Consider the following 26,371-nt stretch of genomic DNA (forward strand, 5'->3'; position numbering starts at 1 on the left):
AACCTCCTTTGGAACACGTTCGCCACCGAGTGAACCACACCACAGCAGGGTTTGTGAACACCTTTTACTAAAACCCGTTCACTAGATTCCGCCGCCTCCGGAAACCAGACGCGCCCGCTGCGAGGAACGCAGCGGGCGCGACGGTTTCGGAATTGACGGTCAGTATGCGCCCTCGCCCCTGGTCACCGCGCCGATGGTCTTGGCGATCAGGAGCAGATCCAGGACCATGGACCAGTTCTCCACGTAGGACAGATCGAGACGCATGGCGTCTTCGGGGGTCAGATCCGAGCGGCCGCTGACCTGCCAGAGACCGGTGACGCCGGGTTTCACCAGCAGGCGGCGGCGCATGACGCCGTCGTAGGAATCGACCTCGCGCTGGACCTGCGGACGCGGGCCGACGATGCTCATCTCGCCGCGCAGCACGTTGAAGAACTGCGGGAGCTCGTCGAGCGAGTATTTGCGGATGACCTTGCCGACCGCGGTCACCCGAGGATCGTCGCGAACCTTGAAGAACAGCGGGTTGCCGCCGTTGCTCTCGATGAGCACGTTGATGTGCGCCTCGGCGTCGGCGTACATGCTGCGGAACTTGATCATCCGGAAGGGCCGCCCGTCCCGGCCGATCCGCTCGGAGAGATAGAAGACCGGACCGCGACTGGTGACCTTCACCGCGACCGCGATGACGGCCAGTGCCGGAGCGATGGCCAGCACGGCGGCGCAGGCGAAGCAGAAGTCGAACACGCCCTTGCGAATCGACTTCGCGCGGTCGTACTGCGGCTTCTCCACGTGCAGCATGGGCATGGAGGCGACCACCCGGTGGGTGAGCCGGGTGCCGGCGATGTCCACCAGGCCCGGTGTCACGATCAGTTCGGCGCCCAATTCGTCCAGCTCCCAGGCCATCCGGCGGAAGTCGGCCGGGCCGAGGTTGTCGGTGGCGGTGACCGCGACGGTGTCGGCACCCGTCCGCCGGACCGCCTCGATCACGGCGTGATCGCTTGCGACAACCGGGATCTCCCGTCCGCCCACCTCCAGCGCGGCGTCCGCGAGCGCTCCCTCGTCCCGGGTGCACACCCCGATCACCTGGTATCCGGAGTCACGGTCGCGGGAGAAGGCCGCGAGCATGGCCCGCGCCGCCTCCGGGCTGCCGACCACCAACATGGCGGTGCGGTAGTGGCCGCGGGCGCGGCGCCCGGCCACCCAGCGCCGCCAGATCCGCCGCTCCACCATGAGCCCGATCATGCCGAGCGGCAGGGCGATGGCGAGATAGCCGCGAGCGATGTCGACCCGAAGCAGCAGCGACACAATGGCTATCCCGCCGAACAGCTTCAGGGAAGCGGCCACCACACGCCGGTATTCCTCTGTGCCACTGCCGATTACGCGCGGTGACCGGGTGGCGCTGAGAGTCAGCGTGATCGACCACGCCAGTGCCAGCACGACCGACACCATGGTGTAGCGAACTTCCAGCGGTAGCTGGGAGGCCAGCGGCGGCTCGGCCCCCGCGCCGCCGAAGCGAATCCATTGGGCAAATCCGATGGATAGTACTAAAACGATCAAGTCACTAATAAACAGCCGACGCGCGTAATCCGCTTGCCAGCGTTCACGATCCGAGCGCGGCTCGGGACGTGGAGGCCGAGGCGCGCGCACAGCGCGACCGGCAGAAATTTCGTAACTCATGAAACGAACGCACCTCCCCCACGGGAGAACTCGGTTCCGATCCCCGCTGATCAGTTCCACGACCGGCCGACGCCGGTTTCCCAGGGCTTTCAGGACCATGACAACCGATGTGGCCGCCGAGTCTTTCGGTGGCCAGATGCCGAATGTTACACAACCACGGTAGCGCGCAGGATGTAACCCATAGGGCCCCAACGTTTCCGAAAAGTAACGGGATTCGTGACGACCGGTTTCCCGCCCCCCTCCCCCTAATTTCCCCTATTCGCAAAATCGCAGGTTGAACTACGCAAGATCCACCGTGTGAGCTGGTCGAAACCCTTGCACTGCAAGGCTCGAGCGTTTGCCGACCGGACGCCTGGTTCTGCGGGTCGCAGAAATCCAGTTGCTTTGGCACCGTCGGCCACTCGCCGGGCGCCCGAACATCACGCAATCCTGTTGTAACGTAAGGCCGGACCGAGCCGACCACAGATCATCCGGCGCTGCGCGGGCAGCCCGAACTCGGTGAAAGGTGGGGAACTTCGTGCAATGCCGTCTTTGCCATTCCGATCGACTGCGCAGCGTTCTTGATCTGGGCGCCACACCACCGTGTGAAAAATTCCTCACCGCCGACGAACTGGACCTGTGCGAACCGACATATCCGCTGCACCTGAGGCTGTGCGAAAACTGCCTGCTGCTGCAGATTCCGGCGCTCATCACTCCGGAGGAAACATTCACGGAATATGCCTACTATTCGTCATTTTCGGACAGCTGGGTTCGGCATGCAAAATTATTCGTCGATCAGGCAATCACACAGCTAAATCTGACCGATAACAGTTTCATAATTGAGGTGGCGAGTAACGACGGTTATCTCCTGCAGCACGCCGTGGCCGCCGGTATCCCGTGCCTGGGAATCGAGCCGTCGGTGAATGTCGGTGCGGCAGCACGCGACAAGGGCGTACCCACCGAGACCGCCTTCCTCGACGAGGAGCTGGCCGCCCGGGTGCGCGCCGAACGCGGACCGGCAAATCTGGTGGTGGCCAACAATGTCTACGCTCATATCCCCGACCTGCTGGGTTTCACCAGGTCACTGCGTGCGCTCATGGCCGACGACGGCTGGCTGTCCATCGAGGTGCACCACGCGCTCAACCTGGTGGCGCTGGCCCAGTTCGACACCATCTATCACGAGCACTTCCAGTACTACACGCTGCTGTCGGCCCAGCGGGCCCTGGCCACCGCCGGCCTGGCCGTGGTCGACTGCGAACTGATTGGCACACATGGCGGTTCGCTGCGCGTGTGGGCCCGTCCCGAGGGCGTCGGCACCCCCACCGCACGGGTTGCCGAGGTGTTGCGACTGGAGGCCGATGCCGACCTGCACGAGGTCGCCGGCTACCTCGAACTGCGACCCGACACCGAGCGGGTGCGCCAGGATCTCCTGCGATTCCTGCTCGACGCCAAGGCATCCGGCAAGCGCGTGGTGGGCTACGGCGCTCCCGGCAAGGGCAACACCCTGCTCAACTACTGCGGCATCCGCACCGACCTGCTCGAGTACACCGTCGACCGCAACCCCTACAAACACGGACGGTTCACACCCGGCACCCGCATCCCGATACACGAACCGGAGCGGATCGACGCCGACCGCCCCGATGTGGTGCTGGTGCTGCCCTGGAACCTGGAACGGGAGATCACCGCGCAGCTGCGCCACATCACCGATTGGGGTGGCGAGATCGTCTACCCGCTCCCCCACATTCATCATGCGACGCTCGACGACGCCGCCGCATCCACTCATGCAGAAAGGCAAGCGAAGTGAAGGTCGTACTGTTCTGCGGCGGTTACGGCATGCGGATGCGCAACGGCACCGAGGACGTGATCCCCAAACCGATGCAGATGGTGGGCCCGCGCCCGCTGATCTGGCATGTCATGCGCTACTACGCGCACTTCGGGCACAAGGACTTCGTACTGTGCCTGGGCTACGGCGCCGCGCACATCAAGAACTTCTTCCTCACCTACCAGGAGTCGGTGTCCAACGACTTCGTCATCCGCGGCGGCAAAGTGGAGCTGCTGCAGTCCGATATCAGCGACTGGACCATCACCTTCGTCGACACCGGAGTGGAGTCGCCCATCGGTGAGCGGCTGCGCCGGGTGCGTGATCATCTCTCGGGCGAGCGGTACTTCCTGGCCAACTACGCCGACGTGCTCACCGACGCCCCACTGGACGAGATGATCACCCAGTTCCAGCATTCCGGGGCCGCGGCCTCCATGATGATCGTGCCGCCGCAGTCCTCCTTCCACTGCGTGGACGTGAACTCGGCCGGGGAGGTCAAGAACATCACCCCGGTTTCGCAGCTGCCGATCTGGGAGAACGGCGGCTATTTCGTGCTGACGCAGGAGATCTTCGAGCATCTGCCGCCCGGCGGGGATCTGGTGGAGGACGCCTGCGGCGCACTGGCCGCGCAGGGCCGGATGTTCGGCTATCAGCATCACGGGTTCTGGAAGCCCGCCGACACCTTCAAGGAGCGCGCCGAGCTGGACACCGGCTATCTGCAGGGTGACCGCCCGTGGATGGTGTGGGAGCAGCGCAGCGCATGATCCGACTCGACACCGGCGCGATCACCGAGATCGCGCTGCTGGCGGCGCATTGCGACGATCTCGCCATCGGGCTGGGCGGGACGCTGCTGACACTGGCCGAGGCCGTGCCGGGCCTGCGGGTGCGGGCGCTGGTGCTCACCGGTGCCGGCACCGAGCGCGCCGAGGAGGAGCGGGCCGCGCTCGAATCCTTCTGTCCCGGCGCGGATCTGGAGCTGCGAATCCTGGACGTGCCGGACGGTTACGCACCCGCGCACTGGGCGCGGGTCAAGGACGCGGTGGGCGCGCTGCGCCGCGACAGCGCGGCCCAGGTGGTGTTCGCGCCGCAGCGGGGGGACGCCCATCAGGACCACCGGCTGCTGGCCGAGCTGGCGCCCACCGAGTTCCGCGACCACCTGATCCTGGGCTACGAGATCCTCAAGTGGGAGAACGACACCCCGCAGCCGGCGGTGTTCCATCCGCTGCCCGCGGGCTGCGCGGAGCGCAAAGCCACGCTGTTGATGAAACACTATCCCTCACAGCGCAATCGGGACTGGTTCGATGAGCAGTCCTTCCTGGCCCTGTCCCGGCTGCGCGGGGTGCAGTGCCGCACCCAGCACGCCGAGGCGTTTCTGCTCGAGAAGGCCACCATCACTTTCGGAGGTGCATAGTCATGCGCGTGCTCGTCACCGGGCATCAGGGGTATCTGGGTACCGTCATGGTGCCGTTGCTACAGCAGGCCGGCCATGAGGTGACAGGGCTGGACAGCGGGCTTTTCGCGGAGTGTGTCCTGGGCGAGGCACCGCCCGCGCCGCCCGCCCTCGCGGTGGATCTGCGCGATGTGACCGCCGATCAGCTCGCCGGTTTCGACGCCGTGGTGCATCTGGCGGCGCTGTCGAACGATCCGCTGGGCGCGCTGGCGCCCCGGATCACCTACGACATCAACCATCACGCGTCGGTCCGGCTGGCGCGGCTGGCCAAGGACGCCGGGGTGCGCCGATTCCTCTACGCGTCCACGTGTTCGGTGTACGGGGCGGCCGGGGACGGCCTGGTGACCGAGGACGCGCCGCTGCGCCCGCTCACCCCCTACGCCGAGTCCAAGGTCCGGGTCGAGGACGATGTGGCCGCCATCGCCGACTCCGGCTTCTCCCCCGTATTCCTGCGCAATGCCACGGCATTCGGGTTCTCGCCGCGGCTGCGCGCCGATATCGTGCTCAACAATCTGGTCGGGTACGCGGTGCTGACCGGTGAGGTGAAGGTGCTCTCGGACGGCACGCCGTGGCGGCCGCTGGTGCACGCGCAGGACATCGCGCGTGCCTTCGCCGCCTGCCTGGCGGCGCCCGACGAGGCCGTGCACTGCCGCGCCTACAACGTCGGCACCGAGGCCAATAATCTGACGGTCGCGCAGATCGCGCAGGCGGTGGTCGACGTGGTCCCGGAATCCACGCTGGTCATCACCGGCGAGAGCGGCGCGGACCCGCGCTCGTACCGGGTCGACTTCGGTTATGCCCGCAAGGAACTGGGCTTCGAAGCGGAGTGGAGCATTCCGGACGGCGCGGCCGAGCTGTACCGGGAGTACCGCGCGCGCGAGCTCACCGCCGGGGCCTTCTTCCAGCGTTTCACCCGCCTGGCGTGGCTGAAGTCGCTGAAGGAGACCGGGGTGCTGGACGACGAGCTGCGCCGGATCAGGACCGAGGTATGAGATGAAGGGCGGCGAGCAGCTCGCGCCACGAGCCCGCGCCCGCGTCCCGCTCCGACACCACGGTCACCGGCTGCGGCCAGGTGATGGCCAGGTCCGGATCGTCATAGGCGACACCCACGTCCTCGGCCGGGTCGTGCGGGCGGTCGATGCGGTAGCAGACATCGGCCACCTCGGTGAGCGCCTGGAAGCCGTGCAGGAAGCCGGGCGGGACGTAGAGGTGCCGGAAGTCGGTGTCGTCCAGCAGGAATGCCTGCCGGCGGCCGAAGGTCGGCGAATCCGGGCGGATGTCGACGAGCACGTCGTGCACCGCGCCGTGCGCGCAGCGCACCAGCTTGGCCTCGCCGCGCCCGGAGCGGCCGTGCATACCGCGCACGACACCCCGGTGCGAGCGCGACTGCGAGTCCTGTACGAACGTCGCCGACACCCCGGGCGTGCCCAGGTGGGCGTCGAATTCCTCAGCGTCGAAGGTTCTGGTGAACAGGCCGCGATCGTCGCGGAACGGCTGCGGGATCAGGATCAGGACGTCGGCGAGGTCGGTCGATTCGATACGCACCTGGTCATCGTGCCATGAGCAACGAACCCCGGTACGGGTGTCGCGGCTGCGGCCTGGGACCGCTGGCCCGGGTGCTGGATCTCGGGAAAATGCCTGCGGCAGACGACTTTCCGAGTCTCGCCTCGGCGGGCCCGCATTGCGAAGGAAGTGGCCTGGCGGCCGAGGCGGCGCATCCGCTGGCCATGGACCTGTGCACCAGGTGCGGGCTGGCACAGCTGGCCGAGGACGACACCGTCACCGCCGAGCCGCGTGGCGTGGAGCCGCAGGCGCTGCGGGATCAGGCGGCGGACGCGGTGGACCGGGTGGCCGCGGCGGGCCGGCTGCCCGGCGGCGGGACGGTGCGGGAGTTCGGCAGCCCGCACGGCGGCAGCTGGCTGCCGCTGCTGACCGAGCGCGGGTACCGGGTCACCGATCGGCCCGCCGATGTGGTGATCGACTGCTTCGGCATCATGCACGAGCCCGATCAGCGGGTCGCCTTCGCGCAGCGCGCGGCGGCCACCGCGCCGGGCGGGGTGCTGCTGCTGCAGTTCCACTCCTTGCACGCCATCGTGCGCCAGGGACAGTGGAATGCGTTGCGGCACGGGCATTTCGCCTACTACACGATGGCTTCGCTACAGGGCCTGCTGCACCCGGCCGGGCTGGTGGCGGTGACCGCGTGGGAGTTCCCGCTCTACGGCGGCACGGTGCTGGTGGCGGCGGTGCACGCGCCCGCCGTCCCCGACCCCGCCATTGCGCGGATCCGCGCCGCGGAGGCGGCGGTGGCGGACCCGGTGGTGGTGCGCGGGCTCCAGCGCGCCGCCGACCGGCAGGCGCGGGCCCTGCGCGCCTGGCTGGAGGCCGAAACCGCCTCCGGAAGAACCATTTATGCGTACGGGGCGGCCTCGCGCGCGGTCGCGCTGCTGCATCTGGCGGGCGCGCATCGCGGACTGCTGGCCGGGGTGGCCGACGCCTCCCCGGGCAAGCAGGGCCGCCGCATGCCGGGTACCGACATCCCGATCCTGTGTCCGGCGGAACTCGTTGCGGCGCAACCGGATCGGGTTCTCCTGACGCTGCCCGATCTGTTGCCGGAGGTTTCGTCCCGGTGGCCTGAACTTCAGGGGAAGTGGGTGACCGACGTGACCGAATCACGATGAAAGCCAGCAAATCTCGTCCGGCACGCGCATGACCGCCGGGCACGTACCACGTCGGCCTGTAATACCGATCATCGGATTGCGGCCACATGCAGGGTAATCGAGTGGGTTAGTCTCAGCGTGGGGGTCGATCATCGACCGAAGGGACGGGGGACGTCGTCACACGCCCCGTAGTACTGGGGAATCATCAATCACGCGTAGGCAATACGCAGCAACACCTGATGAGGGAATGGGATTCATCATGCGCAACAACACGACTGCGCTCTCTCGCACCGCGACCGTCGCGGTAGCGGGCACCATCAGCCTGGTTCTGAGCGGCGGCGCCTCGTCGGCCGCCGTCGACGCCGCCAATTCGATCGTCGACCAGCATGGTCGGACGGTCCAGGCCATCTCCGCCGATACCAAGATCGATTTCGTGCCGCCGCTGGACGGCAACCCGCTCACCCGGGAGTGGTTCCACAGCGGCAAGGCCTGCTTCAAGGTCGACCTCCCGGCCGGCGACCCGTGGACCGGCCACATCGCCCTCGGCTACCAGGTCGGCTATCCGGCCACGCTGTCGGGCAAGCTCGAATTCCAGTACCAGACTCCCGGCCTCGAGCTGGAGATCGGCAATGACCCCAAAGCCGATGTCTTCAACCTGATTCCGACGCTGGGTGTGACCCTCGACGTCGGCTTCGGCCCGGGCATCCAGTCGGTGGACGCCGCCGGCGGCGATGTGTCCGGCACCGAGGGCTGCATCACCATGTCCGGCTTCCACGGCACCGTGTCCGGGGTGCTGGGCACCACCACCATCCGGCCGTTCGTGCGGCTGGTGAGCAGCAGCGGCGATACCGTTGTCGCCTACGGGCCGCTGTCGAGCATCTAGCGGCGGTCAGTGCAGCAGGTCCGGGCGGCGCAGTGCGGTCGCGACCGTCCGGACCCGCACCCGCTCGGCGGCGGCGCGCGCCAGCCGCCAGTCGCCGCCGAGGACCGCGCCGCGGCCGACGTACTGCGGATACTCCGCGCCCAGGCGGTGATGGAAGCGCAGCATCTCGGTCAGCTTGCTGACCGTCGAGGTCCGGCTGCACAGGTTGAAACTCGAATTGCGCCAGGCGGCCAGGATTTCCGGCATGCCGTAGAAGTCGCCGAAGGCGCACACGCGAGCGAAGAGATCCACGTCCATCGGGAAGACCAGATCGCCGCGGAAGCCGCCCACCCGGTCGAAGTCCTGACGGCGGAAGATCGCCGCCGCGGTGGGGCCGAAGTCGGCGGGGCCGCGGTGCACGATGGTCCGCATGAGGGCGCGGGCGTTGCGGCGACCCAGCAGGTTCGGCAGGCCCAGGTCGGTTTCCTCGACCGCGCCGTGCTCGTCGATGACCTGGAATTTGGACGAGCAGATGGCGATCCCGTTGTCGCCCATGATCTCCAGCTGCTTGTCGAGAGAGCCGGGCAGCAGGATGTCGTCGGCGCAGACCACCTTCACGAAACGGCCCGAGGCCAGCGAGACGGCCTTGTTCCAGTTCTCGCCGATGGGCAGGGTGTCCTCGTTGCGGTGCACGTGCACCCGCGGGTCGTCGAAGGATTTCGCGATGGCGCCGGTGTCGTCGGAACTGGCATTGTCCAGGACGAGCACCTCGATATCGGTGTCCTGGTCCAGAATCGAGCGCAGCGTCGTCTCCAGGGTGCGGCCGGAGTTGTAGGCCGGGACGCACACCGAAAGGTTCTTCATCATTCCCCCTGAACTGGTTCGGCTGGTTCGCCGGGTGCGCCCTCACCTCCTGCCACGAGCCCGTACACCCGATCCAGACCCGCGCGGCCGGCGTCGATCTGTTCAACTGCCCTCTGCTGCAACGTATCCCGCAGTTCCGGTGCGGATTCCCACAACTGGCGAATCGCACGTGACAGTTCGGCGTCGAGGTTGTCCACGTCCAGGTGCACGATCCGCAGACCGGCCCCGGCCGCGCCCGCGCCGAACATGTCGGCCAACCCATAGAATTTGTCGTCGTAGTACTGCGACGCCGTTACAGCCACGGCCGGAATGCCCTGGGAAAGTGCGAAAACCGCGAGGTGGTAGGCGCTGGTCACCAGCACCCGGCAGCGCGAGACCTGACGCGCCACGTCCTGCGCGGTGCCCGCGCGCCCGATGACGGGCCGGGTGCTCGCCGCGCCCGTGAGCAGCGGCAGGGTGTGACGACGGTCCTCGTCGTCGTATTCGGAGATGATGAGCGGGGCCAGCGCGGTGTTCAGCTCGGCGGCCTCGCGGCGCACCACCACGCCGAGGGTGTCGCGGGCCGAGTCGCTCACCTTGGAATAATCCGAAATGCGCAGGCACAGACCGAGATCGGTGCCGATGCCGGGCCGCCGCAGACGGTAGGCGAACTCCACCGCGTCGTCGCCGGTGACCACGATCTTCTCGGCGGCGACGCCGAGTTCGGCCAGCAGCTTGGGGCCGCGCCGGCCCTCACGCAGCGCGATGAGGTCGGCGCCCGGCAGCACCTCGGCCGCGCGGCGCAGCAGGTGCGCATCGCGCATGGGGCCCAGGCCCTGGCCGATCATGACGTTCGGAATGCCTTGGCGCTGTGCGGCTTCCAGCAGGTTGAGGGTGCGATGGGCCTGGTAGAGGTCGACATCGGTCATGTAGCCGCCGCCCTGGGCGATGACCAGGTCCGCGTCGGCGAGGGCGGCGGGCACCGGCGGCAGGTCGGGCGGGCCGGCGGGTTCGGGTTCCCGGTCACCCGTGGTGAGGGCGTGGACCTCCTTGCGCGCCCAGTTCTTGGCGCCCCGCAGATAGTGTTTGGGCACCTCGGTGGCGGAGCGCCAGCGCATGGCGGCGGGGCCGAGCAGGTGGACCCCGGCGGCCTCCTCCAGCCGGCCCGCGATACCGTCTCGGCCCCAGTGCCCGCCGGTGTGGGCCGGCACGGGTTCGGCCTGCGGCAGCACGCCGCGCAGAATGTGGGGTTCGTCGGTGAGCATGCCGATGCGGGCGTGCGGCCAGTGTTCCCGTAGGCGTTCGACGGTCATCACCATCATGGCGATGTCGCCGCGATTGCGTAACCAGTACTCGCCATTGTCGACGAGCACCCTTATTTTCCCGGCACCATCCCCCGCGCCAGAGTTCCCCACGCTCGATTCCTTCCGACGCCCGGTCCGAGCACGAATCCGCAGCGAATCTATCGCACGTCCAGTGCTTCGCGCCATACGGTGCGGGGTCCCGGAACGCGAAATCGTTTCAGTGACAGGATCATCGGCGCGGCAGCACCGTCCGGTCAGCTGGGGAACAGGGGGCTCACCAGATTGCTGCACAGCCACTTGCCGTCCACGTAGTCCATGGACAGGGTGATCTTCTGGCGATTGGTGGTGTCGGCCTTGCCCTGGGTGGAGTTGATCTGGGTGACGTCCACGGCCAGATCGTAATGAGTATTGCTGCCCGAGGTCACCGTGCAGGCCGCGTCGGCGGCGCGGGTGTGCTCGGAATCCGACTCCAGCAGCACGCGGATGGTCGGCAGTAGCGTCTGGGCCTCGGATTTCCAGGTGCCGGTCGCGCCCGCGATCACCTTCGACTGCCAGTCGTCGCCATTGCTGTAGTCGTAGGTGGTCATGAGTTCGGCGTAGTCGCAGGCGGCCTTGGTGGCCGCGGCCTGGGAGGCGTCACCGGCTACCGGCGGCTGGGAGATGGAGCGGCCGCCTCCGCCACCGAAATGGATTGCGCCCGTTCCGAATCCGACGCCCAGCCCGCCGGCGAGCAGGAGGGCGGCCAGGAACGCGCCGAGGAGAACCATGCGGACGTGGCGGCGCGGCGCGGCGGGTGGGGCAGGGGTGGCGTCGGCGGGATGCGGGCCGCTGCCGGCCGGGACGTACTGCGGTGGCGGTGCGGTGAGCAGGACCTGCTGAGGATTGATCTGGGTCTGCGGCGCCGCGAACCGGAGGCGTTGCGCATTGAGCTGGGGCGGCAGCTCACCGTACGGGACCGGCGCGGGCTGGGTGGGCATGCTGGGTTCGGTGGTCGCGCCGGTGAACTTGCTCGGATCGAAGCCCATCCGGGACTGCGCCACAGCGGGATTCGGCGGCAGGGCGCCTTGCTCAGCGGACCCATCCTGGCGGAAGCCCGGCCCCCAGGGGCCGTTTGTGGCCGCGAGCGCCTGCTCGGCGGCCGCGGCCAGTTCCCCGCAGCTGCCGAAGCGCTGGTCCCGGTTCTTGGCCAGCGCCCGGTCGATGACCGCGTCGAACGCGGCGGGAACGCCGGAGTGCACCAGGCTCGGCCGGGGAATCTCGGCGCCGAGGTGGGCCGCCACCAGCTGTGCCGTGCTCTCGCCCGGATACGGCAACCGGCCCGTGAGCATGTGGAACAGCGTGCAGCCCAGGGCGTAGACGTCCGCCCGATGGTCGGTGTCGCTGCGCAGTTCGAACTGTTCGGGGGCGGCGTACTGGAAGCTGGCGTACATTTCGCCGGTCCGGGTCAGCGCGCCGGTCTGGTCGACGGCCTTCGCAATGCCGAAGTCCGCCAGGTACACCCGTTGATCCGGGCCCCAGGCCAGCAGGATATTGGCCGGTTTCACATCCCGGTGCAGCACGCCGCCGCGGTGCGCGTGGTCCAGTGCCCGCGCGGTCTCCCCGATGATGCGCACCGCGTGGTCGGGCCGGACCGGGCCCTCCCGCAGGATCGCCGACACATCGGTGCCCTCGACGTACTGCATGGCCATCCAGAGGCGGTGGTCGTCATTGCCGCGCGCGTACACCGCGACGATGTTCGGATGCGACAGCCGCGCAGCGGTATCGGCCTCCCGCAGGAAGCGCGCCCGCACCTCGGGGTCGTCGGCCTTGCCGGAAGCCAAGAGCTTCAAGGCCACCGAGCGTGGCAGATCCTTGTCCTTCGCGAGATAGACCTCCCCCATTCCGCCCACCCCGAGCAGCCGTTCAACGGTGTACCCCGCGAAAACCTGCCCCTGCGCGAGTGTCCGCCCCACAGCCTGCCTACCTCCGACCACGTCGTGCCCGCCGATCACCGTAACTCAGATCCGGCAGCGCGGCGTCGGCGTTAATCGGCGGGCTCGACCTGGAATCGGAGATCGGTGATCTGGCCGGAGTCGTCGCAGTGCAGCTTGCGCAGCCGAACCGGCGCTGCGCCTTGGAACAGTCGCACTCCGCTACCGAGCAGGATCGGCACGACGTGCATGACGATCTCGTCCACGAGCCCGGCTGCGAGGCATTGCCGGGCCAGATTCGCGCCGAAAATCCCGAGGTCGCCCTCCCCCGCTGCGGCTTTCGCCGTGGCGACCGCCTCCGCGATTCCGCAGGACAGGAAGGTGACATCGGGATCGTGCGGCACCTCCCCGGGCCGATGGGTGAGCACGAATATCGGCCCGGACCACATGCCGCCGTACAGTTTCCGATCGCCGGTCCCGGGCTTGTTGCCCAGGTCGTATCCGCGTCGCCCGGACAAGACGGCCCCGGTCCGCCGCATCGCCTCCACCCCGAGCGGGCCCGCCGCGCCGTGCCCGAACATCCACCCGGTGGAGTCGTCCTCCGGTGCGATGAACCCGTCCACCGACATCGTGATGTGCCACAGAACTTGCGTCATACGAGTGGAGACGGGTCGGGAGGCGCAAACTCATCGGCGGCGGCCGGTCCTATCGACGCGGGAGTATGCGGTCCGCGGGCCGCAACGCCCAGGACGCGAGGACAAGCGCCACGATGCCGGCGGTGACGGTCAGATGCATGCCGGCGGCGCCGTAATCGCGCTCGACCAGGTGCGAGATGAAGGCTCCGGTCATGTTGAAGAACATTCCGGCGTAGGCCCATTCCTTCAATCGCGGGAAGCCGGGAACCAGAATCGCGGCGCTGCCCAGCAGTTTCCACGTTGCGATGAGGGTGAGGAAGTAGGTGGGATACCCCAGAATCGTGTGGGTTTCCTGGGTCCCGTACTGCTGGGTGTACTCGCCGTAGGCGCCGCTGACCATCATGAACGCCAGACTCACCGTGCACGCCCAGTAGGCGTACGTGCGAATCCGGCCCCGCGCGGCCGGGGCGGTCCGGGTCGGGATCTGCTGCGTGATGATGGCCATGGTCTTCTCCTGTCGGGATGCACTCTTCGGTGTCATCTCCTCGACCATCGGCAGACGGGAAATGTGACAGCACCCGGCGGGAGTGTTCTTACGGCAGGTCGGAGAAGCGCACGGTGTGGGCGACGGCGGTTACCTGCAATCCGTCGGCGCTCGGTTGTATGGACGTGAGCTGCGCGCCGAGCGGCAGCCGCTGCAAAGGCACGGTGAAGGTGAGGTTTTGCTGCAGCAGGGCCAGCGGAATCGTCGGGCCGCCGGCCGCGGCCTGGACCGAGACCGGAGTGACCACGATGCCGTCCTCGGTCGGCGCGACGGTGACGACGACCGTCGCGGGCACCGACAGACCCTGCACCGAAAACGTTCCCTGCACGCGCAGGCCGTCCGGAGCATAGGAGATCGACTGCACACCCTCCGGGGCAAAAGTCTGCACGGTGTCGTACGGAACCAGAGCCGTCGCAGTCGCCGTCGCGGCAACCAGATTCGAGGTGCGGCCGTGCACCACGTCGCTCAGCGGCGCAGATACATCGGTCAGGCTGACATCGAGATTGTGAACAGAAATCTGCTGTCCACTCCAGTCGCCGACCTTGATATCGATGTCATGGAAATTGCCGTCGACAGCCTGCGTCAGAAACGGGAAGCCGCCGATCTCCACGCGCGGCTGCTGCGGAAGGTTGTACTCGGTAGCAATCTGGCGCCCGATCTCGTTCTGTGCCACCACAACCCCGACCCGGTCGCCCACGACCAGCGCAATCGCCAGCACAACCACCAACATCAACAACGCACGCATGCACTCACCCGCTCAGCCATCCCACCATCATGCTGTCGATCGCGACCATCCGCCGCCTCCGACTCGCCACCGGGTCCGGTGTAGGGCGACGACCGGTTATTTCCTCGTGAGGCGTTGGGCAAGCCATGACTCGGCGTCGCGGAGGGCGGCGGTGGCCATGCCGGTCGGGCGGGAGGTGAAGGCGTGAGTGGACTCGGGGTAGACGCGGATGTCCACGTCGTTTCCCGCTGCGGAAAGACGGGCTGCCATGGCCAGGTTGTCTTCGAGGAGGAGATCCAGGGAGCCAACCATCAGTAGCGTCGGGGGCAGGTCGGCGACGTTGCCGTAGAGGGGCGATATATCCGGGTTGGTGCGGTCGGCGATATGGCCGGCATAGGCCTGGATGAAGTACTCGTCGGCGTAGAGCTTGCCGCCGGGAGATTGCCCGCTGAGGTCGTAGGCGCCGAACTGCAGGACCGCACCGGCGAACCGATCCGCCAGGCCTCGGTCGCGCAGTCGTAGCAGGGTGGTCATGACCAGGGTGGATCCCGCGGATGCTCCGCCGATCGCCAGATCCGTTGTCCCGAACAATGATTCCGCCTGTTCCAGGACCCAGAGCGCGGCGGTTTCGCAGTCGTCGGGGGCGGCGGGCCAGGGATGCTCCGGTGCCAGGCGGTAGTCGACGCTGACCACGGCTACCCCGAGGGCGTCGGCAAGGCGAGCATTGCGTGCATCCTCGCCGGCCGCCGAGCCGAGATAGAAGCCTCCGGCGTGGATGTCGAGATAGGCGGCTCGGATCTCGGTGTCCCGGGGGACCGTGATCCGCACCGGGACTCGACGGCCGCCCGTCTCGGCGATGTGCCCGGTAGCCCTGGTGCTCGCGCGAGGGAGGGACCTGGCATGTCTGTCCCGCACCTCGAGGAGCTCCTCGAAGGTGGCCGGGCCAACAACAGGTTTCGAGGCTGCGTTGAGCCGCCGGCATTCCGCGACATGAATGCCGAGTTCCTCATCGATCAACCGCGTGAGTCCGATCTCCACGTTCCTCCTGTTCACAGCCCGGTACCGCGTGAATGTCAGCGGCGCATCGCCGCATCAGAACACCCTCGCATCGATCATGAGCATGCAATCAGGCGAGGCACCGGACATCAAACAACCAATCCACCTGCCGCCCACAACGTTTGGTTGTGTGACGCCATGACGCACGTCCTAGCGCGGCGGCTGGAAGCCGCCGATCTTCTCTTCCAGCAGTTCGGCCAGCCGCAGTGGGGTGCGGTCCTCGAACATCGGCCCGATGAGCTGGACGCCCACCGGCAACCCCTCGGGTGAGAGCCCCGTCGGAATGGCGGTGGCGGGCAGGCCGGGCATGGTTGCCACGCCGGCCCAGACGAGCTGATCGCCGAATGGGTGTGCGACGCCGTCGATGTCGATCCGCCGGTCCTGCATGTCGGCATTGTGGTCGTGCGGGAACGCGGGAGTCGGCGTGATCGGACACACCACGACATCGAACTCGCCGAAGAGTTGCCGCCAGGTCTGGCGGTGGAATTCGCGTCGGGTGTTCGCCTCGATCCATTCGCGGTGACTGAACACCGCGCCGCGCACCCAGGCCACCTCGGGACCCTCTGCGTCCGCGGGCAGTCCGGCGGCGACCGTTCGTACCTGCTCGTACTGCTCCGCCGGCATACGTGCCGCGAGGTTCGAAACCAGCAGCTGCGTATAGAGGGTCGCGGCTTCGGTGAGATCGGGCAGCAGCGGACTGTGCCGTTCGACGCGAGCACCCTCCGCGGTGAGCGCGTCCGCGACTCGGTTCAGCCCGGCCCGCACGGCCGAGCCCGTAGGAATCAGCGGGTGCTCGTCGATGATCAGGACGCGGAAGTCCGACAGCTTCTCGTGGCGGGCGGGCGGCAGAGCCACTTCGTATGCGACACCGAGGGTCAGCGGGTCCGGTCCGGCCATGACGTCCAGCAGCAGCGAGAGGTCGCGGGCGGTACGCGCCATCGGACCGACGACGGCGAGATCGATCTCGGCCGGCAGTGCCGGTGCGGGCGGCGGCACCATACCGCGCGTCGCCGCCAACCCGAGGGTCGGCTTGTGCGCGTACACGCCGCAGAAATGCGCCGGAGTGCGTAGTGAACCACCGATATCGGACCCGATTGACAGCGCGCCGAACCCGGCCGCCAGGGCCGAAGCCGATCCACCGGAAGAACCACCCGGCGAACGCCCGTGATCCCATGGATTGTTGGTGGTGCCATAGATCTCGTTGAAGCTCTGCAGGTCCTGCAACATGAACGGCACATTGGTCTTACCGAGCATCACCGCACCGGCGGCCTCGAGCCGCGACACCTGCACCGCGTCCTCGGCCGGCACATAGTCCCGGAACGCAGGCATGCCCCAGGTCGTGGGCAGCCCAGCCATGTTGTAGGACTCTTTGACCGTCACCGGAATCCCGAGCAGCGGCTTGTCCTCGCCCCGCCCGCGCGCCTCATCAGCCCGACGCGCCGCAGCCCGCGCCCGCTCGAAGTCCGGCACACAAATCGCATTGATCGCCTTGTCGTCCCGCTCGATCCGCGCAATCGCCTCCTCGGTCAGCTCCACCGAGGTCACCTCACCAGCGCGCATTGCCGCCGAAAGCTCTTCCGCCGCACGAAAACTCCACTCCATGAACCCGACCCTACCGCCGTACGCCGATCCCTCGAACCGACTTTCGCCGCACACAATCCGCGGAAGAGTCCGCCCCTACAACCCCGTCCGGTCGTCAATCGCGACCCACACCAGGTCACGGTGTCTGCAATGGACTGTTCCCCCTGGTGCGGGGCACGGAATACCGCGTCACACAACCAGATAGATGTCTCGATCCCGGCCCTGCGCCGCGACCGATGCCGTTCCGTGTAGTCCTGGTCGTGCTGGGGGCGCCGCCCCCAGCACCAGGCCCCGCCTCTCGCACTACCGGCGCCAGGACCGACTCACCTGAATCCAAGTGGAGATATCAGCTGGCGACTGCCGACGGAGTTGTGCCGTTGGCAGCGGCTTCCGAATCGCCGAAGACATCCCGATGACCGCGTGCGGTATCCATGTACTCCCGAACCCGGTGAATCAGACCGTCGCGCAACTGGAACACGAAACAGTAGTCGTTGCTGTATCGATTCCCGTTCCCCAGCGTGGCACTCATCGTCTCCTCCACGATCACGCGGTCACCATCGGAATAGAAGCCATGGAATTCCACCACGACATCGCCGACGAACAATCGAGGGAAATCGTTCGCGATGAACTGCGTGATGGCCTCACGTCCGACCATGTGACTGGGGGCGTTCAGCGCGACCGCGGTCGCGTTGCCGGACGGCGCCAGCCACTCCGCGTCGGTGGTGAAGAACGCCGCGATCTGCTCGGCATCATGGCTGGCGAACGCTCGCCAGGCGGCCTGAACGACGTTCCTGCTGTCGAGTGTCATGAACCGCACCATATAGCCGCACCTCGGGGCGAGCTGGCGGAAAAACGACAGCATCATCCGGCCGCCGGTCGAAGTGGATACCGGAGGCGGATGGATTGAGCGGCAATGTATCTGGTGTGAATCATGCGGTAGGGTCGGATGACCGTGCACAATCACGAACCTTCCGGCTACGACTGCCCATTCTGTTTCCTTCTCACCGGTGGCGAGACCCCACTCGACAGTCCGCGAGACATCGTGCTGCGCACCGGCCGTGCCACCGCTTTCACCGCAGCCCGGTGGTGGCCGAACAACCGCGGACACGTCCTGGTCATACCGAACGCTCATCACTAGAATCTGTACGACCTGCCACCGGAATACGGGCACGCCGTGCATGATGTTGTCCGCGAGGTCGCCATCGCGATGCGCGCCACCTACGGTTGCGACGGAGTATCCACTCGCCAGCACAATGAACCCGGCGGCCAGGACGTGTGGCACTACCACGTCCATGTCTTCCCCCGATACGACGCCGACAACCTCTATGGGTCACACCCACTGCCGGGGTACGCGACCAGCGAACAGCGATGGATCTACGCCGATCAGCTGCGCAACTACTTCGACTCAGCACCCAGAACCTGACTCGCCGGATCGGTGTGGTCGCCAGGTCGCCGACTGTTCGCTCCGTGCAGTCGGTTTCGTTGAACTCGATGATGAAAACGTCGCCGGGGGTTGGGGTGCGTTGTCACTGTCCGTCGGCCTTGCCGCCGTACCCATAGGTGAACGAGCCGACATCCGCTCGCTTGGTATGACCCACCACCACGGAGGCACCCGTCTTCACACCCGCGATGCGGTGTCTAGCCCAACCACGGAGTTTGCCGCTGCTCCCGGTGATGCTGAAGCCTCAGACGCACGGTCGGGTGAACCGGCAGACCCTCCAACTCCTCCAGGGAAAGAAACCGAACCTCGGTGGACTCGCGCGAGACCTGGATCTCTCCACCCGCCACGCGACCGTGGTAGACAATCGCAAACTCTTGCCGGACTTCACCGTCCGAGTACCGAATCTAGCTGCGAGCCTTCGTATCTCGGTCTGGTCCCACAACTGACCGAACCTGGACGTGAAGGCCTTTCGCACGCCTCCGTCTACCGCGAGGCATTCTTGACATCGGAATTGGCTGCCGGAAGCGGTAACGGTGAGTTCTGTCCATCTCGCTTCTTGTACATCAGGATTGTGCTGACCACCGCGAGGTAGATCATCGGTGGTATCCCGCACACGATGGCTCGGACCCAGTTCGGCATCTGGTCGACGGCAGATGTCATCGCGGGGATGTAACCCGGCGCGGTTGTCAGTCCCAGGTGCTTGATCTCGGCATAGATCCACGAGATGCACCACATCGATCCGGCCGCGAACATTACCGCGGTCGCTACAGCCCAGGCCGCACGATGTTCGTGCGCCTGAATCGTGTTGTGCAGAAGGATGATCAGTAGCGGGGCGATCCACACCCAGTGATGCCCCCATGCGAGTGGGGGGACCACGCAGGCGATCAGGCCCACGATGACGATGCCGAGCAGGCTTTGGCCGGCGCGATGTGCTTTCCAGGCGGCGGCGTATCCGAGTGCGGCGGCCGCGGCGACCGACAGCAGCCACACCGTGGTGGGCGGTGCCGACGGGGCCCACAGATTCGCGAGGACTCCGTTGATGGATTGGTTGAACGGATGAGTGAGCGGTCCGATCCGGTCGACATCGTGCACCGCGTGCAGCCAGTATTCACGAGAGTCGGTAGGGATTATCACCGATGCTGCGATCACCGTTGCGGCCGCGGTGATCGTGGCCGACCCTGCCGCTCGCCACTGTCGGGTCAGGACCAGGTAGGGAAGGAAGACGACGGCTGTGAGTTTCACCCCAGCTGCCAGACCGATCGTCCATCCGCGCAACCGTGCTGTGGGTGGACGGGTCAGGTCCCAGACGATGATCGCCATGAGGATCAGGTTGATCTGGTCCTGCCACAACGTCCCTCGTACCGATTCCAAATCCACAGCCACCAAAGCGAACCCGATGGACGCAACCGCCAAGTTGAGATCTCCGCGATAACCCAGCGCGCGGCAGCTTCGCCACAGAGTCGCCCACAACGCCACACCGGACACGATGAACACTCCAAGCTTCGCCACGTCCACCGGTATCAGCGCCAACGGCACGAAGACAATCGCGGCAAAGGGCGGATACGTGAACCAGCCTCCCGGCGGGACCGGCGCAGCATAGAGCGGTGCGTTGTGCAGCACCTGCAATGCGCCACTGCGATAGATCTCCAGATCGCTCTGGTTGGCCAGCAGCCCGAACTGCGGCGCCGCTCGCAGCGGAATCAGCAGTGCCTGGATGACCAGCGCTGCAACACCAGCGAGCAAAGCACCCGCCGCCCACCGCGCCGGTATACCTGACGCGCCGCTATCTCGACCATGCATGAACAACCCCCACATGCGCGAACTCGAAAGGAACGCTGACGAACCCACCGTAGCGGTCGGTACACAATGGGTCGTGTGTATGCATTGGCGCGCACGTCACCTGGGTGTACGAAATATTGTGCGGCTACGCAAGATCCAGCCAGTCCGGGCTGGTGAGGCATGGGGCGGGAATTCAGCACAGGCTTCGGGTGGGGCGCGTTGTCAGGTTTCGACGGGCTTTCGACCAGGGCGGGACGCAGCGATGAAGCCCGGACAGAGCATTTGTCCTGTCCGGGCTTCGGGTCCCTGGCTGGGGTTGCGGATCGGTGCTGGTGAGGGTGGCCCCTGGGGGCATTTGGTCAGGCGGCGTCGAGGGCTGCGGTGATCTTGCGGGTCATGTCGGTGACGGTAGGGGTGGATCCGGCCTTGTGGGTGGCGGCTTCGATGGCGACGAGGACGGTGGTGCGGAAGTTGGCGGCCTCGGCCGGGGAGTGGTTGGCCAGCAGGGTCATTGCTGCGGTGAGGGCGGGGAGGACCTGGTCGGCCAGGGCGGCTACGGATTTGGACTCGAGGCGTACGCCGGTGGACTTCTCGGCGAGGATGTGGCCGACCAGGCCGGTTGCGGAGCCGAGGGCGATGCTGCCGGCGGTGGCGGCCTTGTGGGGCGAGCCGCCGGCGGCGTCGGCGGCCGAGATCAGGGAGACGGCGCCGTAGGCGGCGGTGCGGAGGGTCTGCTTGTCCTGGGCGGTCAGGGTGGCGGTCATGGTGGGCTCCTCGGTTCGAGTTGCGGTGTTGTTGACGTGAATTACCTTCGCGGGGGCGGCTGACGTCGAGCTGATACCGGCCTGACACCTGCGCTGACACAGCGTCCGGCCGATTCCGCGCGGGGATGGTCCGTCCGTTTCGCGCCTCGATGGTCCGGCCGATTCGGCGCCTGGAAATCGGCCTCCCGGAAAATACTGGTCGGTGGGTTGATTGCGGGCCGATAGCCCGCCTAGCAGCGCGGATTGGCATACACTTGCGCTGCAAGGGCGTTCGGACCGTTATCGCGGTCCGAATGTGGGTGACGGACCCGGGGGTGAGGGTTTTGACACGGCCCATTCGGGTGTTGATGACAGGGTCGGAGTGGTTCACGGCCGCTCATGGGGGTCTCAACCGGTACTTCACAGATCTATACGGTGCACTGACGCGCGATACTCGAATCAGTGTCGGCGCAAGGGCTTTCGGAGACGGGCCGATCGGCGCGGGGTCATGGGGACCCACCGGCGGATCGACGCTCCAGCGCGCACGGACCGCGTTTCTGGACCGGGACGGGCTCACCCGCGACACCGTGATCGATCGGCATTTCTGCTTGTACGGGCCTGCGGCGGTTCGAAATCCGCTGGTAGTGCACTTTCACGGGCCGTGGGCGGCGGAGAGCCGGATGGCCGGAGAGGGCGCGCGGGCGGTGCGCGCCAAGTATCTGGTCGAGCGGCTGCGGTATGCCAGGGCGGACCGGTTCGTCGTGCTGTCGCAACATTTCGAAAGGTTGCTGGTCGGCGACTACGGCGTGCGGCCCGATCGGGTTCGGGTGATTCCGCCGGGTGTGGATCTGGAGCGTTTCACGACTTCGGAGCCCGAGGCCGACACCGGAATCGTGTTGTGCGTGCGGCGATTGGAGAAGCGGATGGGTATCGACGTGCTCATTCGCGCCTGGTCCGACGTGTCGGCCCGGCATCCGGACGCCCGACTGGTCATCGTCGGAACCGGGACTGCCGAGGCCGAATTGCGGGCGCTCGCCGCTGACCAGCCGTCGATCCGATTCACCGGATCGGTGTCCGACGCGGAGCTCACCGACCTGTACACCCGATCCGATCTGACCGTCGTCCCCTCACTCGCACTCGAGGGATTCGGGCTCATCGCCCTGGAATCCCTCGCCGCCGGACGCCCCCCGATCGTGTCCGATTGCGGCGGATTGACCGATTCTGTCCGGGATTTGGACACCACGCTCCTCGTCCCGCCGGGCAATGCCGAGGCGCTCGCCGCCCGCATCGCCGCGGCCCTCGACGGCTCCCGGCCCGCCGCGAAACAGTGCCGCGCCCACGCGGAGTCATTCTCCTGGGCCGTCGCGGCGCATCGGCACCGGGATCTCTACGCGGAACTCGTCGGCTGATGGCGCCGCTGAAGGCCGTATTCCTGGCGCACACCGCGGCCCCCTCCGGAGCCGAACTGGCTACGCTCCGCCTGGTCTCGGCCATGCCCGCCGGGCAGACCGCCGTGCTCTACACCGAGGACGGCCCGATGCTGCGCCTGATGGCCGCACGCGGGATCGAAACCCGCATCGTCACCAATAGTTTCGACTCCCGCGCCATGACCATCGACAAGGCCGGGATCCGCAGCCTGCTCGTGGGCGCGACGGGCCTGCTGCGTCTGGGCTGGACACTGGGCGCGACCGTCCGCGACCTGGAGGCCACGGTCCTGGTCGCGGGCAGCACCAAAGCCATGCTCATGGGCGCGGTCGCCGCCCGCCGGGCCCGGGTCCCGCTGGTCTGGCATGTGCACGACCGGGTTTCGCGCGACTACTTCGGCCGCGTGCTCGCCCTCGTCATCCGAGCACTGGGCTGGGTGGTGGCCCGCGCCGTGATCGCCAACAGCCGTGGCACCCTGACCTCGCTGTACACCTGGCGCCGAACGGCCGTCGTCGCCTATCCGGGCGTCGAGTTCCCACCCGACAACGACACCGCGGCAGACGAATCCGCGCTCCCCCGCGAACGAAGACCCCAGGAACAACGCCCCGCCGGCGAGACCATCATCGCCGTCGTCGGCCGCGTCGCCCCCTGGAAGGGCCAGGACGTGTTCCTGCGCGCCCTGGCCGATGTGAAAACCCTCCCCCGCGAGGTCTTCCTGGTCGGCGGCACCTTCTTCGACGAGGAGCCCTACCGCGCCGAACTCGAGGTGCACGCCACCGCCCTCGACCTCCCGGTCACCTTCACCGGCCACGTGGACGACCCGGAATCCTATCTGCGCCACGCCGATATCCTCGTGCACTGCTCGGTGCTACCCGAGCCCTTCGGCCAGGTCGTCGTGGAGGGCATGCGAGCGGGCTGCGCGGTCATCGCGACCCGCCCCGGCGGACCGGAGGAGATCGTGGAGCCGGGGGTGAACGGCCTGCTGGTGACGGCCGGCGATCGCACCGAGCTCACCCGCGCCCTGGACACTCTCATCGCCGATCAGGAACTGCGCGTCAAGCTCGCCGATGCCGCACGGGTGCGATCCCGCGATTTCGACGTCGCCGAATCGGGCCGGATCGTGACCGACCTCCTGACCGGTCTGCCCGGAAAGCGGTGGCGGCGTGGATGATCCGACCGATCCACTGCCGGCCTACGACCCACCTACCGTGCGGATGGAGGCTCTCGGCACGCTGGGCCGGTTGCGACAGCGCCGCCACATGCGGCACGGGATTCCGGAGGTCGACCAGCAAGCCTCCGCCTTCGAGCACGACGCCCGCGGTGATTCCGGTCCGGCCGGCCCGCGGCAGGGTCGCGCCGGACCGAACGGCCACGAGAACGGCACCGGCCGTGGCACGATGTCGTTCGACGAGACCCGGGCCGCCCGCTATGCCGCGCCCTCCCGTGGTCCGGTGCTCCCCACCTTCTACGGCGATCCGGTCGACCCACCCACCGTGCGGCTCCCGGTCACCCGCCCGGCGCGCGATGCCACCGGCGCCTACCGACAGTCCGCAACGGACGGCGAATCCCCCACCGCCACAGATCATTCCCAGGCAGACGGTAAGCATCGCAAGGATTCGTCCTCCGGCCTGGGCAGTATCGGCAGCATCATCCGCGATATCGGACTGGTGACCTTCGGCAAGTACGGCCAGTACGTCATCACCCTGGTCACCGTCCCGCTGCTGGCCCGCATGCTGGGCCCGCACGGCACCGGCCTGCTGGCCATCGGCATGTCGTCCTACTTCATCGGCTCGCTGGTCGTGGATCTGGGCGTCACCTCGTTCCTGGCCGCCAAAGTGCCCGAGCACGATCCGGGCCACCTCGAGGTGAACCGCCTGCGCGGCACCTACCTCGCCATTCGCGCGACCACCCTGACCCTCATCGGCGTGGCGCTGCTGGCCAGCCTCGCGATCGGGGTGTCCCCCAAACTGCACATGGTGCTGTTGGGTCTGTTCGCCGGTGGCTTCTGGTCGATCTCGGAGGACTGGCTGCTCATCGGCCAGGGCAGATTCGGCAGCTCCACCATGTATCAGGGCGTGGGCCGCATCGGATATCTCGGCCTGCTCGTCGGACTGCTACCCCGATTCCCCAGCGCCTCCATGGCCGTCCTGTGCCTGCTGGTCTCCTCCATCGCCACGGTCGCGCTGACCTGGTGGGACTCCTTCCGTAAGTTCGGACCGCCCGCCCGGCCCTACGGCGTGCGGGCCGTCCTGCGCATGGCCGCACCGATTTTCACCTCCCGGCTGCTGGTCACCGGCTATGGCCAGGGCTCGGCGGCGGTGTACGGCGCGGTGCTGGAGGCGGCCTCGCTGGGCCTGTACTCCGCGGGCGACCGGCTGGTCCGCGCGATCCAGTCCACCCTGGACCCGATCGGCTTCGCCCTGCTCCCCCGTATGGCCCGCCGCAGCGCCCATGATCAGTTCTGGCGCAATCAGATCCAGATGCTCATCGGCTGTGTGACCCTGGCCTGCCTGGCCATGGTGAGCGTCTGGGTGCTGGCCCCCATCCTCATCCACCTCATCTACACCCACGATTTCGACGGCGCGATACCCCTGCTGCGGGTCGAGATCCTCATCCTGCCCGCCACCACCATCACCTCGTACGTGACCACCGCCGTGCTGCCGGTCAAGCAGGACACCATCGGCGTGCTGATCGGCGCGATCATCGGCACCTGCGTCGCCGCGGTGGCGCTGGTGGTCGCTGCCCGGACCGGATCGGTCTGGACCCTGGTCTATGGCACAGTTTCCGCGGAAATCAGCGTCGCGCTGTGGTACATCGTCCGGGTGCGGTGGCTCATGGTCCGGGAACGGGCCGGCCACGGCGGGCCGGTCGAACCTGCCACCGCGCTGCTGACCAAGGGGGATTTGGCGTGAAAGTACTTTTCGTCGGGGATGACTGGGTGGGCAGCAACGCGCGCTCACTCGCCGACGGATTCCAGCAGGCGGGGCACGACGTGGTGGTGATCGACACGACCCCGGTCACGCTGCCCGCGCGACTGTCGCCACCGTGGGTGTATTCGAAGGTCGCCCATCGGCGGGCGCCCTGGGACATCGAGGCACTGCATCGCGAGATCGAGAGCGCCGCTACCGTATTCGCGCCCGATGTGCTGTTCGCCTTCAAATCGGTGCACCTGGACCAGCAGCGGCTACTGAGCGCCCCGGCTGGTCTGCATGTGCACTACAGCCCGGATGACGTATCCAATCCGTACAACACCAGCCCGGAATACTTGGCACACGAAGCCGAATGGGATCTCATCGTCACCACCAAGTGGCACAACGTTCCCGAGCTGGCCGCCCGCGGCGCCAGGCACGTGAAATTCGTTCGCAGCGCATTCGATCCGGCCCTGCACCACCTCACCGCCCGCCGCACCGTCCGCAACTATCTGGTCGGCTTCATCGGTGCGGTGCGCCCCGACCGTCAAGACCTCTTGATTTCGCTGGCCCGGGAACACCACGGGGACATGCTGTTACGCGGTCCCGGCTGGCGGCGCGTGCGCGCGCTGTGGCAGACCGGCGCCGATGTCGGCGGCGCGGTGTACGGCGAGAACTTCTCCACGGCGGTCGCCGCGGTCACCGCGAACCTGGTGCTGCTCAATTCCGACAATCGCGACACCCACACCTGCCGCACCTTCGAAGTCCCGGCCGCCGGCGGCCTTTTCGTCGGCGAACGCACCGACGAACACGCCGAACTGCTCCAGGACGAGGCCGAGTGCTACCTGTTCTCCAGCCCGACCGAGCTGCGCGAAATCCTGCGCCGCTGCGCCAAGTATCCCGATCAGGTCGCCAAGGTCGCCGAGGCCGGTCATCGCCGCATCGTGAACGGCGACCACCGGTACGTGGACCGCGCCCGCGAGATCATCGACGCACTGGCATGAGCGGCCGCGCGCACCAGGCCGCACAGTGTAGCCGC

At 67.2% G+C, this 26,371-nt stretch carries 24 protein-coding genes; 11 read left to right on the forward strand and 13 right to left on the reverse strand.

Annotated elements, in window-relative coordinates; all coding sequences use genetic code 11:
* Nucleotides 1-159 precede the first annotated feature (159 nt).
* Nucleotides 160-1,551: a sugar transferase gene (locus ACFXHE_RS23890; protein ID WP_379386337.1), complete on the reverse strand. Its 1,392-nt coding sequence runs from the start codon at nucleotides 1,549-1,551 to the stop codon at nucleotides 160-162.
* Between the two features lie 637 nt (nucleotides 1,552-2,188).
* On the opposite strand from ACFXHE_RS23890, the gene ACFXHE_RS23895 reads away from it, so the two are divergent.
* Genes ACFXHE_RS23895 through ACFXHE_RS23910 form a run of 4 tightly spaced genes read left to right on the forward strand, consistent with a single transcriptional unit; the run spans nucleotide 2,189 to nucleotide 5,911 of the window.
* On the forward strand, nucleotides 2,189-3,454 hold the full coding sequence (locus tag ACFXHE_RS23895; RefSeq protein ID WP_379386339.1) for a methyltransferase domain-containing protein: 1,266 nt from the start codon (nucleotides 2,189-2,191) through the stop codon (nucleotides 3,452-3,454).
* Nucleotides 3,451-4,233: a sugar phosphate nucleotidyltransferase gene (locus ACFXHE_RS23900; RefSeq protein WP_379386341.1), complete on the forward strand. Its 783-nt coding sequence runs from the start codon at nucleotides 3,451-3,453 to the stop codon at nucleotides 4,231-4,233. The genes ACFXHE_RS23895 and ACFXHE_RS23900 overlap by 4 nt, the downstream gene beginning before the upstream one ends.
* The gene (locus ACFXHE_RS23905) at nucleotides 4,230-4,880 is read left to right on the forward strand and encodes a PIG-L deacetylase family protein (protein WP_379386343.1); all 651 of its coding nucleotides are present in this window, start codon (nucleotides 4,230-4,232) and stop codon (nucleotides 4,878-4,880) included. Before ACFXHE_RS23900 ends, ACFXHE_RS23905 begins: the two co-directional genes overlap by 4 nt.
* Before the next feature lie 2 nt (nucleotides 4,881-4,882).
* Entirely contained in the window at nucleotides 4,883-5,911 is a 1,029-nt protein-coding gene (locus ACFXHE_RS23910) for an NAD-dependent epimerase/dehydratase family protein (RefSeq protein ID WP_379386345.1), read from the forward strand.
* On the opposite strand, the gene rfbC is transcribed toward ACFXHE_RS23910, so the two are convergent.
* Nucleotides 5,895-6,464 (reverse strand): dTDP-4-dehydrorhamnose 3,5-epimerase, encoded by a 570-nt coding sequence (rfbC, locus tag ACFXHE_RS23915; protein WP_379386347.1) that lies wholly within the window; start codon nucleotides 6,462-6,464, stop codon nucleotides 5,895-5,897. The two genes, ACFXHE_RS23910 and rfbC, sit on opposite strands and share 17 nt — an antisense overlap.
* Before the next feature lie 14 nt (nucleotides 6,465-6,478).
* On the opposite strand from rfbC, the gene ACFXHE_RS23920 reads away from it, so the two are divergent.
* The gene (locus ACFXHE_RS23920; RefSeq protein WP_379386349.1) at nucleotides 6,479-7,597 is read left to right on the forward strand and encodes a methyltransferase domain-containing protein; all 1,119 of its coding nucleotides are present in this window, start codon (nucleotides 6,479-6,481) and stop codon (nucleotides 7,595-7,597) included.
* 238 nt (nucleotides 7,598-7,835) lie between these two features.
* Nucleotides 7,836-8,459: an MspA family porin gene (locus tag ACFXHE_RS23925; RefSeq protein ID WP_379386350.1), complete on the forward strand. Its 624-nt coding sequence runs from the start codon at nucleotides 7,836-7,838 to the stop codon at nucleotides 8,457-8,459.
* A gap of 6 nt (nucleotides 8,460-8,465) precedes the next feature.
* Here the strand turns inward: ACFXHE_RS23925 and ACFXHE_RS23930 are convergent, their stop codons facing one another.
* The 9 genes from ACFXHE_RS23930 to ACFXHE_RS23970 form a co-directional block, all read right to left on the reverse strand.
* Nucleotides 8,466-9,305 (reverse strand): glycosyltransferase family 2 protein, encoded by an 840-nt coding sequence (locus ACFXHE_RS23930; protein ID WP_379386352.1) that lies wholly within the window; start codon nucleotides 9,303-9,305, stop codon nucleotides 8,466-8,468.
* Entirely contained in the window at nucleotides 9,302-10,654 is a 1,353-nt protein-coding gene (locus ACFXHE_RS23935) for a polysaccharide pyruvyl transferase family protein (protein WP_379386354.1), read from the reverse strand. The genes ACFXHE_RS23930 and ACFXHE_RS23935 overlap by 4 nt, the downstream gene beginning before the upstream one ends.
* Nucleotides 10,655-10,839: 185 nt before the next feature.
* On the reverse strand, nucleotides 10,840-12,537 hold the full coding sequence (locus ACFXHE_RS23940; RefSeq protein WP_379386356.1) for a serine/threonine-protein kinase: 1,698 nt from the start codon (nucleotides 12,535-12,537) through the stop codon (nucleotides 10,840-10,842).
* Nucleotides 12,538-12,608: 71 nt separating this feature from the next.
* Entirely contained in the window at nucleotides 12,609-13,151 is a 543-nt protein-coding gene (locus ACFXHE_RS23945; RefSeq protein WP_379386358.1) for a dihydrofolate reductase family protein, read from the reverse strand.
* A 49-nt stretch (nucleotides 13,152-13,200) separates the two neighbouring features.
* A complete protein-coding gene (locus ACFXHE_RS23950) occupies nucleotides 13,201-13,635 on the reverse strand; it encodes a DoxX family protein (protein WP_379386360.1) in 435 nt (144 codons plus the stop codon).
* Nucleotides 13,636-13,723: 88 nt separating this feature from the next.
* Entirely contained in the window at nucleotides 13,724-14,419 is a 696-nt protein-coding gene (locus tag ACFXHE_RS23955; RefSeq protein ID WP_379386362.1) for a DUF2993 domain-containing protein, read from the reverse strand.
* 96 nt (nucleotides 14,420-14,515) lie between these two features.
* Nucleotides 14,516-15,436, reverse strand: a complete 921-nt coding sequence (locus tag ACFXHE_RS23960) for an alpha/beta hydrolase (protein ID WP_379386363.1) — start codon at nucleotides 15,434-15,436, stop codon at nucleotides 14,516-14,518.
* 168 nt (nucleotides 15,437-15,604) lie between these two features.
* On the reverse strand, nucleotides 15,605-17,056 hold the full coding sequence (locus tag ACFXHE_RS23965) for an amidase (RefSeq protein ID WP_379386365.1): 1,452 nt from the start codon (nucleotides 17,054-17,056) through the stop codon (nucleotides 15,605-15,607).
* A 325-nt stretch (nucleotides 17,057-17,381) separates the two neighbouring features.
* Nucleotides 17,382-17,843 carry a nuclear transport factor 2 family protein gene (locus ACFXHE_RS23970; protein ID WP_379386367.1) on the reverse strand — a complete coding sequence of 154 codons (462 nt, stop codon included), beginning with the start codon at nucleotides 17,841-17,843 and terminating at the stop codon, nucleotides 17,382-17,384.
* Between the two features lie 342 nt (nucleotides 17,844-18,185).
* Here ACFXHE_RS23970 and ACFXHE_RS23975 point away from each other — a divergent pair, with 342 nt between their 5' ends.
* A complete protein-coding gene (locus ACFXHE_RS23975) occupies nucleotides 18,186-18,458 on the forward strand; it encodes an HIT family protein (RefSeq protein ID WP_379386424.1) in 273 nt (90 codons plus the stop codon).
* Between the two features lie 501 nt (nucleotides 18,459-18,959).
* Here ACFXHE_RS23975 and ACFXHE_RS23980 read toward each other — a convergent pair.
* Together ACFXHE_RS23980 and ACFXHE_RS23985 are read right to left on the reverse strand one after the other, a co-directional pair.
* Nucleotides 18,960-20,291 (reverse strand): glycosyltransferase 87 family protein, encoded by a 1,332-nt coding sequence (locus ACFXHE_RS23980; RefSeq protein ID WP_379386369.1) that lies wholly within the window; start codon nucleotides 20,289-20,291, stop codon nucleotides 18,960-18,962.
* 323 nt (nucleotides 20,292-20,614) lie between these two features.
* Nucleotides 20,615-21,019 (reverse strand): hypothetical protein, encoded by a 405-nt coding sequence (locus tag ACFXHE_RS23985; RefSeq protein ID WP_379386370.1) that lies wholly within the window; start codon nucleotides 21,017-21,019, stop codon nucleotides 20,615-20,617.
* A gap of 347 nt (nucleotides 21,020-21,366) precedes the next feature.
* Here ACFXHE_RS23985 and ACFXHE_RS23990 point away from each other — a divergent pair, with 347 nt between their 5' ends.
* The 4 genes from ACFXHE_RS23990 to ACFXHE_RS24005 all read left to right on the forward strand — a co-directional run bounded on the left by ACFXHE_RS23990 (nucleotide 21,367) and on the right by ACFXHE_RS24005 (nucleotide 26,336).
* A complete protein-coding gene (locus tag ACFXHE_RS23990) occupies nucleotides 21,367-22,407 on the forward strand; it encodes a glycosyltransferase family 4 protein (protein WP_379386372.1) in 1,041 nt (346 codons plus the stop codon).
* A complete protein-coding gene (locus ACFXHE_RS23995) occupies nucleotides 22,407-23,594 on the forward strand; it encodes a glycosyltransferase family 4 protein (RefSeq protein WP_379386374.1) in 1,188 nt (395 codons plus the stop codon). Before ACFXHE_RS23990 ends, ACFXHE_RS23995 begins: the two co-directional genes overlap by 1 nt.
* A gap of 226 nt (nucleotides 23,595-23,820) precedes the next feature.
* Nucleotides 23,821-25,335, forward strand: coding sequence for a lipopolysaccharide biosynthesis protein (locus ACFXHE_RS24000; protein ID WP_379386426.1), 1,515 nt, complete (start codon nucleotides 23,821-23,823; stop codon nucleotides 25,333-25,335).
* Nucleotides 25,332-26,336 carry a glycosyltransferase gene (locus ACFXHE_RS24005; RefSeq protein WP_379386376.1) on the forward strand — a complete coding sequence of 335 codons (1,005 nt, stop codon included), beginning with the start codon at nucleotides 25,332-25,334 and terminating at the stop codon, nucleotides 26,334-26,336. The genes ACFXHE_RS24000 and ACFXHE_RS24005 overlap by 4 nt, the downstream gene beginning before the upstream one ends.
* Nucleotides 26,337-26,371: the final 35 nt, after the last annotated feature.

The organism is Nocardia sp. NPDC059229 (assembly GCF_042754165.1).
In the GTDB taxonomy this organism is placed as follows: Bacteria; Actinomycetota; Actinomycetes; order Mycobacteriales; family Mycobacteriaceae; genus Nocardia.